At 72.4% G+C, this 13,717-nt stretch carries 12 protein-coding genes; 1 reads left to right on the forward strand and 11 read right to left on the reverse strand.

What is annotated here, in order from left to right; translation table 11 throughout:
- Window positions 1-142: 142 nt before the first annotated feature.
- The 3 genes from FHX78_RS07300 to FHX78_RS07310 form a co-directional block, all read right to left on the reverse strand.
- The gene (locus FHX78_RS07300) at window positions 143-2,701 is read right to left on the reverse strand and encodes a polynucleotide kinase-phosphatase (protein WP_145866646.1); all 2,559 of its coding nucleotides are present in this window, start codon (window positions 2,699-2,701) and stop codon (window positions 143-145) included.
- Window positions 2,698-4,161, reverse strand: coding sequence for a 3' terminal RNA ribose 2'-O-methyltransferase Hen1 (locus tag FHX78_RS07305; protein ID WP_145866647.1), 1,464 nt, complete (start codon window positions 4,159-4,161; stop codon window positions 2,698-2,700). The genes FHX78_RS07300 and FHX78_RS07305 overlap by 4 nt, the downstream gene beginning before the upstream one ends.
- 171 nt (window positions 4,162-4,332) lie before the next feature.
- Complete coding sequence (locus FHX78_RS07310; protein WP_145866648.1) at window positions 4,333-5,256, reverse strand: LLM class F420-dependent oxidoreductase; 924 nt, start codon at window positions 5,254-5,256, stop codon at window positions 4,333-4,335.
- A gap of 231 nt (window positions 5,257-5,487) precedes the next feature.
- On the opposite strand from FHX78_RS07310, the gene FHX78_RS07315 reads away from it, so the two are divergent.
- Entirely contained in the window at window positions 5,488-5,685 is a 198-nt protein-coding gene (locus tag FHX78_RS07315) for a hypothetical protein (protein ID WP_145866649.1), read from the forward strand.
- Between the two features lie 35 nt (window positions 5,686-5,720).
- Here FHX78_RS07315 and FHX78_RS07320 read toward each other — a convergent pair whose 3' ends face one another.
- The 8 genes from FHX78_RS07320 to FHX78_RS07355 form a co-directional block, all read right to left on the reverse strand.
- Window positions 5,721-6,191 (reverse strand): DUF6099 family protein, encoded by a 471-nt coding sequence (locus FHX78_RS07320; RefSeq protein ID WP_145871747.1) that lies wholly within the window; start codon window positions 6,189-6,191, stop codon window positions 5,721-5,723.
- 200 nt (window positions 6,192-6,391) lie between these two features.
- On the reverse strand, window positions 6,392-6,778 hold the full coding sequence (locus tag FHX78_RS07325; protein ID WP_145866650.1) for a nucleotide pyrophosphohydrolase: 387 nt from the start codon (window positions 6,776-6,778) through the stop codon (window positions 6,392-6,394).
- Complete coding sequence (locus tag FHX78_RS07330; RefSeq protein ID WP_229923963.1) at window positions 6,771-7,955, reverse strand: ATP-binding protein; 1,185 nt, start codon at window positions 7,953-7,955, stop codon at window positions 6,771-6,773. The genes FHX78_RS07325 and FHX78_RS07330 overlap by 8 nt, the downstream gene beginning before the upstream one ends.
- An 84-nt stretch (window positions 7,956-8,039) precedes the next feature.
- Window positions 8,040-8,435, reverse strand: a complete 396-nt coding sequence (locus FHX78_RS07335) for a cell division protein SepF (protein ID WP_145866651.1) — start codon at window positions 8,433-8,435, stop codon at window positions 8,040-8,042.
- A gap of 342 nt (window positions 8,436-8,777) precedes the next feature.
- The gene (locus FHX78_RS07340) at window positions 8,778-10,268 is read right to left on the reverse strand and encodes a glycoside hydrolase family 3 protein (RefSeq protein ID WP_145866652.1); all 1,491 of its coding nucleotides are present in this window, start codon (window positions 10,266-10,268) and stop codon (window positions 8,778-8,780) included.
- 7 nt (window positions 10,269-10,275) lie between these two features.
- Window positions 10,276-11,106, reverse strand: a complete 831-nt coding sequence (locus FHX78_RS07345; RefSeq protein WP_145866653.1) for a carbohydrate ABC transporter permease — start codon at window positions 11,104-11,106, stop codon at window positions 10,276-10,278.
- Complete coding sequence (locus FHX78_RS07350; protein ID WP_167531710.1) at window positions 11,103-12,104, reverse strand: carbohydrate ABC transporter permease; 1,002 nt, start codon at window positions 12,102-12,104, stop codon at window positions 11,103-11,105. The genes FHX78_RS07345 and FHX78_RS07350 overlap by 4 nt, the downstream gene beginning before the upstream one ends.
- 79 nt (window positions 12,105-12,183) lie before the next feature.
- Complete coding sequence (locus FHX78_RS07355; RefSeq protein ID WP_145866654.1) at window positions 12,184-13,461, reverse strand: extracellular solute-binding protein; 1,278 nt, start codon at window positions 13,459-13,461, stop codon at window positions 12,184-12,186.
- Window positions 13,462-13,717 lie beyond the last annotated feature (256 nt).

Genomic DNA, 13,717 nt, shown 5'->3' on the forward strand with positions numbered 1-13,717 from the left:
GTCGGTTCGCCTGCCTGACCGACCTGCGAAGCTAGCACGGCGACTGACGGTTAGCCAGGGACGTGTGGGGCGGTGACAAGCGATGTCCGGCCGAGTCCTCCTCACGGGTCGAACTCGGCCGGAATCGTTCGGTGCCGGCCCGTCACAGCCGTGGGTCCACCGGCTCCGACTCCAGCGCCAGTACGCCGAACACCGCCTCGTGGACCCGCCACAGCGGCTCGCCCTCGGCCAGCCGGTCCAGTGCCTCCAGGCCGAGCGCGTACTCGCGGACGGCGAGGGAGCGCTTGTGGTTGAGGAAGCGGTTGCGCAGCCGGGCCAGGTTCTCCGGGCGGGTGTACTCGGGGCCGTAGATGATCCGCAGGTACTCGCGGCCGCGGCACTTGATGCCGGGCTGCACCAGGTGGCCCTGCGCGGAGCGCACCAGGGCGCCGAGCGGTTTGACGACCATGCCCTCGCCGCCGCGGCCGGTCATCTCCAGCCACCAGTCGACGCCGGCGCGCACCGACTCGGGGTCGGCGGTGTCGACGTAGAGACGGCGGGTGGTGCGCAGCAGTCCGGTGGTGTCGTGCTCGACGAGCCGGTCGAGCAGGGAGAGCTGCTCGTCGTGCGGCAGGGCGGCGAGGCTGCGGCCCTGCACGGCGAGGAGCTGGAACGGGGCCAGGCCCACGCCGTCCAGGCCGTCGGTGGTCCAGCAGTAGCGGCGGTAGGCCGCGGTGAACGCCGAGGCGGCACCGGCCCGTTCGCGCTGGCGCTCCAGCAGGTCGCCCACCTCGACGCCGCGGGCCGCCGCGCCCTCCAGGGCGGCCAGGGCGCCCGGGAGGACCGCGCCGGCGGCGGCACCGACGGCGGCGTACTGGGAGCGCAGCAGTCCGCCGGCCTTCAGCGACCACGGCATCAGCTCGGCGTCCAGCAGCAGCCAGTCCGTGGCCAGTTCGTCCCAGAGGCCGGCCCCGGTGGCGGCCGCGCGGAGCCGGCCGAGGATCTCCTCGGTGACGGCGGCGTCGTCGAAGAACGGGCGGCCGGTGCGGGTGTAGAGGGAGCCGGTCGGGCCGTCGGCCCCGAAGCGCCGGGCGGCCACTTCGGCGTCACGGCAGACCAGGGCGACCGCGCGGGAGCCCATGTGCTTCTCCTCGCACACGACCCGGTCGACGCCGTCCTGCGCGTACTGGGCGAAGGCCTCGACCGGGTGCTCCAGGTAGCCGTCGAGGTGCGAGGTGGCGGTGGGCGCCATGGTCGGCGGGAGGTACGGCAGCAGCCGCGGGTCGATCGCGAAACGGCTCATCACCTCCAGGGCCGCCGCCGCGTTCTCCTCACGGACGGCCACCCGTCCGGCGTGCCGTGTCTCGACCACCCGGCGGCCGTGCACGTCGGCGAGGTCCAGCGGGCGCCCCTCGTGACCGCCGGGGGCGTCGGTGCGCAGCGGCCGGGTCGGCTCGTACCAGACCCGCTCGGCCGGTACGTCGGTCAGTTCGCGCTCCGGCCAGCGCAGCGCGGTGAGCTTGCCGCCGAAGACGGCACCGGTGTCCAGGCAGACGGTGTTGTTGAGCCAGGTCGCCTCCGGGACGGGCGTGTGGCCGTAGACGACGGCCGCCCGGCCGCGGTAGTCCTCGGCCCACGGGTAGCGCACGGGCAGGCCGAACTCGTCGGTCTCGCCGGTGGTGTCGCCGTAGAGGGCATGACTGCGGACCCGGCCGGAGGTGCGGCCGTGGTACTTCTCCGGCAGTCCGGCGTGGCAGACCACGAGCTTTCCGCCGTCGAGGACGTAGTGGCTGATCAGACCGTCGACGAACTCCCGTACCTCGGCGCGGAACTCCTCGCTCTCGCCGTCCATCTGCGCGACGGTCTCGGCGAGTCCGTGGGTGTGCTGGACCGTGCGGCCCCTGAGGTACCGGCCGAACTTGTTCTCGTGGTTGCCGGACACGCACAGCGCGTTGCCCGACTTGACCATGGCCATGACGCGGCGCAGCACGCCGGGGCTGTCCGGGCCGCGGTCGACCAGGTCGCCGACGAAGACGGCGGTGCGGCCCTCGGGGTGCACGCCGTCTTCGTAGCCCAGCTTGCCGAGCAGCGACTCCAGTTCGGCGGAGCAGCCGTGGACGTCGCCGATGATGTCGAAGGGGCCGGTGAGGTGTCGGAGGTCGTTGAACCGCTTCTCGGTGACGACGGTGGCGTGCTCGATCTCCTCGACGCCGCGCAGCACGTGCACCTTGCGGAAGCCCTCGCGCTCCAGGTGGCGCAGGGAGCGGCGGAGTTCGCGGGTGTGGCGCCGGATGACCCGGCGGGGCATGTCGGCGCGGTCGGTGCGGGCGGCGTTGCGCTCGGCGCACACCTCCTCGGGCACGTCGAGCACGATGGCTATGGGCAGGACGTCGTGCTGCCTGGCCAGGTCGATCAGCTGGCGGCGGGCGTCCTGCTGGACGCTGGTGGCGTCGACGACGGTGCGGCGGCCGGCGGCGAGGCGCTTGCCGGCGATGTAGTGCAGCACGTCGAAGGCGTCGCGGCTCGCGCTCTGGTCGTTCTCGTCGTCGGCGACCAGGCCGCGGCAGAAGTCCGAGGAGAGGACCTCGGTGGGCGTGAAGTGGCGGCGGGCGAAGGTGGACTTGCCCGAGCCGGAGGCGCCGACGAGGACCACGAGGGACAGGTCGGTGACGGGCAGGGTGCGGCCCCGCGGCTGCTGCGCGGGCGCGGTGGCGGTGGTCATGCGGCTTTCGCCTCCTTCACGGTGGTGGTGGTGAACACGGCCATCTGGGTGGGCGGTCCGACCTCGGGGTCGTCCGGGCCCACCGGCTGGAACTCCACGGTGTAGCCGTGCCGTTCGCCGACCCGGCGGGCCCAGGCGCGGAACTCCTCGCGGGTCCACTCGAAGCGGTGGTCGCCGTGCCGGACGTGGCCGGCCGGCAGGCTCTCCCAGCGCACGTTGTACTCGACGTTGGGGGTGGTCACGAGGACCGTGCGGGGGCGGGCCGCGGCGAACACCGCGTGCTCCAGGGCGGGCAGCCGGGGCAGGTCGAGGTGTTCGATCACCTCGCTGAGCACGGCGGCGTCGTACCCCTTGAGCCGCATGTCGGAGTACGCCAGCGAGCCCTGGAGGAGCCGCACGCGCGCCGCCTGCCGCTCCCCCATGCGGTCCAGCTTCAGCCGCCGGGAGGCGATGGTGAGCGCCCGCATCGACACGTCGACGCCGACGATCTCGGTGAAGGCGGGGTCCTTGAGCAGGTGCTGCACCAGTTGTCCCTGGCCGCAGCCGAGGTCGAGCACCCGGGCGGCGCCGTGGGCGCGGAGCGCGGCGGTGATCGCGTCCCGTCGCTGTACGGCGAGCGGGGCGGGCTTCTCCTCGGTCTCCGTCTCCGCCTCGACGGCGTTGTCGATGTCCGCGACGTCGCTGTCGTCCGCCTCGGCCAGCCGGACCAGCTCCAGCGCCTCCCTCGCCTGCCGGGTCAGCGACCAGCGTCGGGAGAGGTAGCGGTGGGTGATCAGGTCCTGCTCCGGGTGTCCGGGCAGCCACCCCTCACCGGCGCGCAGCAGCTTGTCGACCTCGTCGGGGGCGACCCAGTAGTGCTTGGCGTCGTCGAGGACGGGGAGCAGGACGTAGAGGTGGCGCAGGGCCTGGGCGACGGTGAGCGTGTCCGCGGCCAGGACCAGGCGTACGTACCGGGAGTCGCCCCACTGGGGGAACTCGGTGTCGAGCGGCACCGGTTCGGCGGTGACGGTCCAGCCGAGCGGCTCGAAGAGCCGGTGGACGAGTCCGGGGCCGCCGCGGGCGGGCAGCGCGGGCACCTCGACGCGCAGGGGGCGCGGCTGCCCGGGGAGTTCCGGGCGGGCGTGGCACTGGCCGCGCACGGCGCTGGAGAAGACACCGCCGATCGCGACGGCGAGCAGGGAGGAGGCGGCGTAGGGGCGGTCGTTGACGTACTGGGCGAGTGCCGCGTCGGGGGCGCCGCCGCGGCCCTTGCCCTTGCCGCGCCGGACCAGTGCCACCGCGTCCACCTCCAGCAGCAGCGCCGCCGTGCAGCGCTCGGCGTCCGCCTCGGGGTAGAGGACGTGGGCCGTGCCGTAGGAGATGGAGAACGCCTGCGCCTTCTCGGGATGCTTGTGCAGCAGGAAACCGAGGTCGGTCGCCGGGCGCTCGGCGGAGCCGGTGGTACTGATCGTCAGGAACACGGTGGTTACACCTCGAAACACCTTCTGAACTGCGGGTACGCACCGGGACTCCGGCGCGTCAGGCCAACGTACAGGGAAGCGGCCGCACGGTTTTGCGAATTTTCGGGCGGTCGTGCGGCGAACGGGACCGCCCCGGTGGGGGACGGTCCCGCTCGAGGTGCGCCGGGGGTCTTACGGCAGCTGGGACTGGACCTGGGAGGAGATCAGTTCCAGGTGGTCGAGGTCGGACAGGTCCAGGACCTGGAGGTAGATGCGGCTGGAGCCGGTCTCCGCGTAGCGGCCGATCTTGTCGACGACCTCGGCGGGCGAGCCCGCCAGGCCGTTGGCCCTGAGCTCCTCGGCCTCGCGGCCGATCGCGGCGGCGCGGCGGGCGACCTCCTGGTCGTCCTTGCCGACGCAGACGACGAGGGCGTTGGAGTAGACGAGGTCGCCGGGGTCGCGGCCGGCTTCCTGGGCGGCGGCGCGGACCCGGCCGAACTGCCGCGCGGTGTCCTCGACGGAGGCGAAGGGCATGTTGAACTCGTCGGCGAACCGCGCGGCGAGGCGCGGGGTGCGACGCGCGCCGTGGCCGCCGATGAGGACCGGCACCTTGGGCTGGACCGGCTTGGGGAGCGCGGGCGACCTGGTGAGGTCGTAGTGGGTGCCGTGGTGGTCGAAGGTCTTGCCGGGCTCGGTGGCCCACAGTCCGGTGACGATCTCCAGCTGTTCCTCGAGGCGGGCGAACTTCTCCTTCGGGAAGGGGATGCCGTACGCCGTGTGCTCCTCCTCGAACCAGCCGGCGCCCAGGCCGAGTTCGACGCGGCCGCCGGACATCTGGTCGACCTGGGCGACCTGGATGGCGAGGACGCCGGGGAGGCGGAAGGTGCCGGCGGTCATCAGGGTGCCGAGCCGGATGCGCCGGGTCTCGCGGGCGAGGCCGGCGAGGGTGATCCAGGCGTCGGTGGGGCCGGGCAGGCCGTCCGCGGAGCCCATGGCGAGGTAGTGGTCGGAGCGGAAGAAGGCGTCGAAGCCGAGGTCCTCGGTGGCCTTGGCGACGGTGAGCAAGGTGTCGTAGGTGGCCCCCTGCTGGGGCTCGGTGAAGATGCGAAGATCCATGACTCCATCCTGCACGCTCCGCGGGGGCCCGGTCGGGCCGGGCGGCGTGCCCGGGGCCACGGTCGGGTGAAATCCGGCGGTGACCGGCGGTGGGGTGCGAGCGGGCCAGTGACCCGTTCCGGCGGTGATCGTTGGCTCGGGCGGAGCCGGAGTGCCCGGCGCCCGCGCCGGCGTGTGCGCCGGGGTGTCATCGTGTCGGCCCCCCGGGGGCCACGGGCCGAGGAGGCCGTCATGTCCGAAGAGAGCGTGCCGCAGCGGGGCGGGGCGGCGGAAGTGCCGCCGAAGGGGCTGTTGCAGCAGATGGAGGAGCTGATGGCGGCGCTGAACGCGGACCTGTCGGCGCTGGACGCGGATCTGCAGGCGGCGGGGCCGGGGCGGGACGGTGGTGCCGGGGCCGTCGGCGCGGGGGACGAGCGCGAGGGCCGCTGAGGCCGGGTGACCGGTCGGGAGCGGGCGGCCGGTGCTCAACCGGCCTCCCGCTCCGGTAAGCCCTGGTCGCGGTCGGCCAGTTTGCGGAGCATCTCCAGGACGCGGTCGCGGGACTCGTCGGCCGCGTCGATGGCCTCCATGCACTGCCAGTACGTCGACTCCTCGTCCACGGCGCTGGCGATGGCGACCAGGGCGATGCCGACCTCGCCGAGCAGGCCGCCGAGGTACATCAGGGACTGGCGGGCCTCGCCCAGCTCGGTGAGCTGGGCCGCCCGCAGCTCCCCCGGGCCGAGCGGCGGGGTGTCCAGGACGCCGCAGCCGCGGCCCGCCAGCTCGGTCAGCCCCAGAGCCTCGCCGCGCAGTTCGGGTGGGCCGACGACCGCGAGGCGGCTGCCGATCGCCTGTGCCAGGGCCTGGGCCTGCCACACCTCGGTCAGCATCTCCGGCACCGCGCCGCTCGCGGCCAGGGCCCGCCTGCTCGTCACGATGAGCCGCACGGCGTCCATGCGCTGCCCCCGTCCGTCCGACGCGCTGCCCACGCGTCCGCATCCGTTGAACTCCTGTGTCCACTACCCAGAGTGAGGGCCCGTGAGACAAAAAGCCAGAGGAAGACGGAAAATTGCGGACAACAATTCGAGTACGGTTCATGTGTTGGACACGGAGCGTGATAACGGAGTCATCAGCTCCCCAGTCGGCGGGCGGCTCCTCACCCGGTGGGCGGCTCCTCACCGGCGGGTGGCTCCGCGGCCGGGAACCGGCGTTCGTTGCGGTCGATCTTGGCGGCCAGGGCGGTCAGCGGATCGATGCCGAGGACCTCGCACAGCTGGAGGAGGTAGGCGAGGACGTCGGCCACCTCGTCGGTGACGCGGTGCGCGGTGTCCGGGTCGTCCATGACCCGGGCGGACTCCTCGGGCGTCGCCCACTGGAAGATCTCCAGGAGTTCGGAGGCCTCCACGCTGAGCGCGGCGGCGAGGTTCTTCGGGGTGTGGTACGGCTGCCAGTTCCGCGCGGCGGCGAAGTCGGCCAGCCGGAGCTGGAGTTCGGCGAGGCCGGGGCGCTCGGGCGGGGGCGGGGCGTCGTGCGGATCAGTCACGGTTCAGGTGTACCACCGTCACCCCGGGCACCCGCGCGGCCCAGGAGGCGTCGCTCACCGCGCCGGTCAGGCGGAGGTGCCCGCGCTCGCACATGCGGGCCGCCAGGTGCAGCAGGTGGGTGCGCTGTGCCGGGTCCAGGGCGCGGTCCAGGCCGTCGGCGAGCACGGTGAGGGTGCGCAGCGCGGCCGGAACCTCGCCGGGCGCGTCCAGTTCCAGCACGCCGGGGCCGGTGAGCAGCACCAGGGCGAGGGCGGTGTACCGCAGTTCGCCGTCGCCGAGGCGGCGCAGCTCGGTGCGGGTGCCGTCGCCCCGGTCGAGCAGGGCGCGGACCAGTCCGGCGCCGCACGGTTCGGCGAGCAGGTCGGCCACCGGACCGGCGCATCCGGCGCGCACCGCGTCGACGAGGAGGGCGTGCCGGCGTCCGCACTCGGCGCGGGTGCGCCCCAGCACGTCGGCGAGGTTGTCGCAGCCGCCGAGCAGCCGGCCGGAGCCGGCCGGGACGGGTGCGCGCATCCGCTCGGGGCGGGGGTCGCAGGGGAAGACGGAGCGCAGGGCGACCACCATCTGTTCGGCGGCGGCGAGCACCCTGCGCTGTCCCGGGGTCTTTCCGGCGACGCGCAGCGGCAGCAGGGCGGTGCCGAGCCGGTCGTCGGGCAGCGGGGCGCGGGTGACCGGGGTGGCCCCGGCCGTGTGCCAGGCGGCCTGCACGGTGCGCCGGCCGGGGTCGCGCAGGGCCGTGCGCAGCAGGACCAGCCCGTCGGCCGTCAGCCGCTCCCCCACGATCCGCAGCTCGGGTTCGGCCTGCACGGCGACCTCCAGCCGCACCGGCCCCTCGGGACCGTCGGCCGTGCAGCCGATGCGGAAGCCGCGGCGGCGCTGGGCGTCGACGCGGGCCCGCTCCGGCACACAGGCCCCGGGTTCGGGGAACGCCTCCGCCAGTTCGGCCCCGCCGCCGAGCCGGGCGAGTGCCTCGTACGCCCGCAGCGCGGTGGTCTTGCCGCTGCCGCTGGGTCCGGTGAGCAGGGTGAGGGCCCCCAGCCGCAGCCGGGCGCCGCGGTGCCCGGCGAACGCGGACAACAGCAGCTCGGTCACCCGCGGCAGTCCGGGGCGCCCGTCCGCGGCCGGCGGCGCGGGGTGCGGGGCGGTGTCCTGGCGGGGCGGGGAGGCAGGGGTCATGTGCGGGACGGTAAGGGGTCGGCGCGGGGCGAACCGTTCCGCTCGGTGGGCCTTCCCACGATCGGGCGACGCGGGCCCCGCCCCTCACACGCCCGGGACCCCGACGCCCTTCATCAGCCCGGTGACCTCCGTACCGGCCGGGGTCAGGAGGAAGACGTTGCGGTCGACCCGGTGCATGCCGCTGGCCAGGCCGAAGACGACGCCGGTGCTGAAGTCCAGGACCCGTTTGGCGACCTCGGTCTCCGCGTTGGTCAGGTCGAGCAGCACGGGTATGCCGGACATCAGTGTCTCGGCGACGTCGCGGGCGTCCGCGAACACGTTGACGCGCAGGACGACGAAGCGGCGCCGCGATTCCGTCTCGGCCTCGGGCAGGGCGCGGTGGCCCACCGCGGACGGCCAGGCGTCGCGGCCCCGCAGCGGAACGACCTGGGCGAGCCCCTCCCACTGTTCGTCGGTGACATCGTGGCTGTTCACCGGCATGCTCCGTCCCCTGTCGCACTGACTGTCTGCATCAGGCAATTCTTACTCATGGTCACCCGTTCGGCCCAATAACGACACGCTCCGCCATCGCAGGGTGCCCTTGCCGTGACGCTTGACACGGGGGGCCGGCCGAGCATGCGGAGGAAGGCTACGGGGGCTCACCGGTGCCGACGGCAGGGGGCCTCGATCCCGTCGGGCGGGGGCGGAGGCGCCGCCCGGGCCGCGGGAGGGGGCCGGCGTGGTGGACGGCCGGTGTCGGGACACGCGTTCGCCGCACCGTCGGGGGAGGAAGGATTCTCCCCTGGCGGTGCGGCGGACGCGGGCCGGCCGGGTGGTGCGGGGTCAGCCCGCGACGACCGCCTCCGCGGCGGCCGTGCCGCAGACCCGGGCCGCGCCGTGGGTGGCGATGTGCAGGGCGCCGCGCGGGGCGGACTGGGGGACGCCCATCTCCACGACCACGGTGTCCCGGTCGGCGGCGAGCAGGGTGTCCAGGGCCGCGCCCATCCACGGGTGCCGGTGCTCGTCGCGGACCACGGCGACGACGCGCCGGCCGGCCGCCGCCCTCAGCGCCTCGTCACCGGCGTCGGGGCCGGTGAAGCAGCCGGTGGAGGTGCCCGGCAGCAGCCGCTCCAGCTCGGCGCCGACGCCCCACGGGGTCTCGTCGCCCACGGCGATGTTCGCCTCCGGGTTGAACGTCGCCACGTACACCGGTCCGGTGACCGGGGCGGCCGTCCCGGCGCGGGTGACGGTGACCGCGCGGCGGGCCGCGGTGAGGCCGACCTCCGGCTCGGGCTCCACCGCCGCGGCCGGGGAGCGCCGGACACCGGCGGTCCACGCGGCCAGGGCGCGCACCCGGGCGGCGGCGTCGGCCAGCCGCTCCTCCGGCAGTTCACCGGAGCGGACGGCGCCCACCAGAGCGTCCCGCAGACTCTGCACCGTGCCCTCGTCGCACAGCCCGCCGCCCACGCAGATCGCGTCGGCGCCCGCCGCGATGGCGAGGACGACGCCGTGGGCGAGGCCGTAGGTGCCGGAGATGGCGCGCATCTCCATGCCGTCGGTGACGATCAGGCCGTCGTAGCCGAGTTCGCCGCGCAGCAGGTCGGTGAGGATGCGGGGGGAGAGCGTGGCCGGGCGGTCCGGGTCGAGGACCGGCACCCGGATGTGGGCGCTCATCACGGCACGGGTGCCGGCCGCGATCGCCGCACGGAACGGCTGGAGTTCGCGCTCGTTCAGCGTGGTGGCGTCGAGGTCGATGTGCGGGATCGCGTGGTGGGAGTCGACGCTGGTGTCGCCGTGGCCGGGGAAGTGCTTGGTGCAGGCGGCCACGCCGGTGGACTGCAGTCCCTCGACGTAGGCGGCGGTGTGCCGGGCCACCAGGGAGGTGTCGCCGCCGAAGGAGCGCACGCCGATCACCGGGTTGTCGGGGTTGGCGTTGACGTCGGCCGACGGCGCCCAGTTGAAGTTGACGCCGCACTCGGCGAGCCGGCGGCCCAGTTCGCGGGCGACGCGCCGGGTGAGGTCGGTGTCGTCGACGGCGCCGAGCGCGTGGTTGCCGGGGAAGGAGGAACCGGTGCGGACCTCCAGCCGGGTGACGTCGCCGCTCTCCTCGTCGATGGCCACCAGCAGGTCGTCCCGCTCGGCCCGCAACTGGGCGGTGAGAGCGGTCACTTGTTCGGCGGTGGTGACGTTGCGGCCGAAGAGGGCGACGGAGGCGAGGCCCTCGCCGAGCCGGCGGCGCACCCAGTCGGGCGCGGTGGTGCCGGCGAAGCCCGGTTGCAGTACGGCGAGCGCGTCCCGGGTGAGGGTGTCGGTGCCGGTGGTGAATGTCGTCATCGAAGCGTCATCCCTTCACGGCGCCGTCGGTGAGGCCGCTGACGGCCTTGCGCTGCAGGAAGATGAAGAGGATCAGGATGGGCAGCGCGAACAGGGAGGAGGCGGCCATCGTGGCTCCCCAGTCGTCGCCGAACGCGGTGCGGAACTGCGACAGCCACAGCGGGAGCGTCTGGTGCTCGATGCCCTTGTTGAGGATGAGGACCAGGGGGAACTCGTTCCAGGCGGTGATGAAGCCGAAGAGCGAGGTGGCCATCAGGCCGGGCGCCAGCAGCGGGAAGATCACCTTGACGAAGGCCTGGGTGCGGGTGCAGCCGTCGACCATCGCCGACTCCTCCAGCTCCTTGGGCACGGCGGCCACGTAGCCGCGCAGGGTGAGGAGGGTGAGGGGCAGCACCATCATCATGTAGAAGGCGGTCAGCGGGACCAGGCTGTCGAGCATGTCGCTGTCGCGCACCAGCATGTAGATGGCGATGACCATGACCTCCCAGGGCGCCATCTGCGCCAGCATGAAGGTCACGATGAAGCCCCGGCGCCCCTTGAAGCGCATCCGGGCCAGGGCGAACGACGCGAGCAGGGCGATGACCAGTGACAGCAGCACCGCGACGACGGTGACGGTGACGGAGTTGCGCACCAGCGTCCAGAAGTGGTCCGCGTGCACGGCCTTGTCGAAGTGGGCGAGGGTGACGTCCGTCGGGAACCACACGGGGTCCTCGGAGATGATGTCGCCCTGCGGTTTGAAGGCCGTGGCGAACATCCAGTACACCGGGAAGGCGAACACCGCGAAGAGCAGGACCGCGGTCGCGTTGGGCCAGATACGGCCGAAGGGTGAGCGCTTCACAGCTCGTCCTCCTCTTGCTTGATCACCGCGCGCAGGTAGTACGAGGTGATGACGATCAGCACCAGGATGGTCAGGAACGAGATGGCCGCGCCCATGCCGAAGTGCTGGTTGCCCACGCCCTCGACGAAGGCGTAGATCGGCAGGGTCTCGGTGAGCCGGTCCGGGCCGCCCTCATTGATGGCGAAGATCTGCGGGAACGCCTTGAACACCCAGATGACCTCGAGGAAGGTCGTGGCGTACAGGAAGGGCCGCAGGAAGGGGAAGGTGACCGAGGTGAAGCTCGTCCAGGCGCCGGCGCCGTCCAGGGAGGCGGCCTCGTACAGCTCCTTGGGGACGGTGGTGGTGGCGGCGTAGAGGTTGATCGCCACGAAGGGGACGGACTGCCAGACGATCAGCAGGGTGACCACGGAGAACGTGGAGAACTGGGTGCCGAGCCAGTTGTAGTCCGCCATGGAGTGCCAGCCGGCCTTGTCCAGCAGCCAGTTGACGACGCCGAAGCGCTGGGCGAACAGCCACTGGTAGACGGTGGTGGCGGCGATGACGGGCATGGCCCAGGCGAGGACCAGGCCCAGCATGAGCAGCAGCCGCATCCGCCGGCCGAGCCGGGCGAGCAGCAGGCCGATGAGGGTGCCCAGCAGCATGATGAGCACCACGTTGGCCGCGGTGAACCAGACGGTGCGCTGGACGACCGACCAGAACTCGGAACTGCCCAGGGCCTCCTGGTAGTTCTCGACGCCGTTCCATTCGGTCAGGTGCTGGATGAGCTGCCGCGCGTTGAGGTTCTGGAACGACAGCATGCCGTTCTTCACCAGGGGCCAGCCGAGCAGGATCAGCGTGGCGAGGAGTGCGGGCAGCAGGAGCAGATAGGGGGCGGCGGCGGCGCGCCGGCCGCTGGAGGCCGTGGTTCCGCGGGTGGTCCCCCGCGGGCCCGAAGGGGCCTCGGCCTTGCGGACAGCGGGCTCCCCGGCCGTGTCCTTGCCTTGGGTCTGCACTGGCATGACTTGCCGTCTCTTCCGTGGCCGTACGAGCAACACAGCTGGGGCCGGGGGCGCCGTCGGGCGCCCCCGGCACGCGTCGTCAGTTCTCCTGCGCGAGGCGCTCGTTGATCTCGGACTCGACGTCCTTGGCCGCGTCGGCCGGGGACTTGCCCTTCAGTACGGCGGTCATGTACGCCTTGATCGGGTTGGGGGTGTTCTCCACCGCGGCCCACTGCGGGATCAGCGGGGTGGTGCCGCCCACCGCTGCGGCCGGGGCGGCGGCCTCGGCGACCGCGTTGCCCGCCAGGTTGCCCTCCAGCGACTTCTTGTTCGGGATGACGCCGTTGGCCTTGGCGAGGGCGCCCTCGAACTCGTCGGACAGGACGACCTTCAGGAACTCCTTGGCCAGTTCCTGCTTCTCGCTGCCCGCGGCGACGGCCAGGTTGGAACCGCCGAGGAAGACGCCCTCCGGCTTGTCGGCGCTCTCACCGGGGATGGTGAAGTAGCCGAGGTCCTTCTCGATGGCCTTGTTGGCCGCGACGGCGGTCGCCGCCTCCCAGCCCATGCCGATGAACGCGCCGGTCTTGCCCTTGGCGAAGACCTCGGCCTGCTGCGGGGTGGCCTCGTCCTTGTCCTTGGGGGCGGTGGAGAAGGAGGCGTACTTCTCGTAGATCTCCATCGCCGCGGTGACCTTGGGGTCGGCGAGGTTGGAGACGTACGTGTCGCCGTCCTTCTTCACCAGGTCGGCGCCCTGGCCGATGATCAGGCCGTCGAAGAAGTACCAGTTCTGGCCGGGCATGTAGATCGGCTCGGCGTCGGTCTTCTTGTCGATGGTCTCGAGGGCGGTGAAGAACTCGTCACGCGTCTTGGGCGTGTCCTTGATGCCGGCCTCGGCCCAGATCTTCTTGTTGTAGATGACGACGCGGTTGGCGAAGTACCAGGGGGCGGCGTACTGCTTGTCCTCGAAGATGGAGGACTGGTTGACCGAGTCGGTCCACTCGGCGCCGATCTCCTTCTTCAGGTCCTCCAGTTCGGCGAGTCCGCCGGTGGCCGCGTAGGCGGGGGTCTGGGTGTTGCCGATCTCGATGACGTCCGGCGGGTTGCTCTCGGAGAGGGCGGTGGTGACCTTCTGCTGGATGCCGTCCCACTTCTGGGTCTCGAACTTGACCTTGGCGCCGGTCTTCTTCTCGAAGGCGGCCTGGACGTCCTTGCTCCAGTCGGCGGGCGCGGAGCCGTCCATCGTCCAGACGACGAGGGTCTGCCCCTTGTAGCTGTCCGGCCCCGCGCTCTTGCCGCTGTCACCGCCGTCGTCGCCGCACGCAGCGACGGAGAACAACATGCCCGCGACCCCGATCGCGGCTATCAGCTTGCGCTTCACGCGCCACCCCTCCTCAGGAATGCCTTGCACACCCACGCCCTCGGCGGTGACCCTCACAACGGCGCAACAGCTCGGCGGGCTGGGACCCGGCTTCCTCTAAATGGTTTAGACCAGCAAGGGGAGCTTGGCCTAGACCTATGGCTCTGTCAAGGGCCGTACAAACACGGGCCGATAACGCCTCCGACCCCCCTGAAGGACCCGTAGAACTCCGCACAAACGGGGACGGGTCGAGGGTTGGACTAGACCAAAAAGAGGA

This window comes from Streptomyces capillispiralis (genome assembly GCF_007829875.1).
Lineage (GTDB): Bacteria > Actinomycetota > Actinomycetes > Streptomycetales > Streptomycetaceae > Streptomyces > Streptomyces capillispiralis.

What these genes read in the sequence shown, in the direction of transcription:
- FHX78_RS07300 (WP_145866646.1), bottom strand. Translation starts at nt 2,701, where the DNA reads ATGACCACCGCCACCGCGCCCGCGCAGCAGCCGCGGGGCCGCACCCTG.
- FHX78_RS07310 (WP_145866648.1), bottom strand. Translation starts at nt 5,256, where the DNA reads ATGGATCTTCGCATCTTCACCGAGCCCCAGCAGGGGGCCACCTACGAC.
- FHX78_RS07315 (WP_145866649.1), top strand. Translation starts at nt 5,488, where the DNA reads ATGTCCGAAGAGAGCGTGCCGCAGCGGGGCGGGGCGGCGGAAGTGCCG.
- FHX78_RS07320 (WP_145871747.1), bottom strand. Translation starts at nt 6,191, where the DNA reads ATGGACGCCGTGCGGCTCATCGTGACGAGCAGGCGGGCCCTGGCCGCG.
- FHX78_RS07330 (WP_229923963.1), bottom strand. Translation starts at nt 7,955, where the DNA reads ATGACCCCTGCCTCCCCGCCCCGCCAGGACACCGCCCCGCACCCCGCG.
- FHX78_RS07335 (WP_145866651.1), bottom strand. Translation starts at nt 8,435, where the DNA reads ATGCCGGTGAACAGCCACGATGTCACCGACGAACAGTGGGAGGGGCTC.
- FHX78_RS07340 (WP_145866652.1), bottom strand. Translation starts at nt 10,268, where the DNA reads ATGACGACATTCACCACCGGCACCGACACCCTCACCCGGGACGCGCTC.
- FHX78_RS07350 (WP_167531710.1), bottom strand. Translation starts at nt 12,104, where the DNA reads ATGCCAGTGCAGACCCAAGGCAAGGACACGGCCGGGGAGCCCGCTGTC.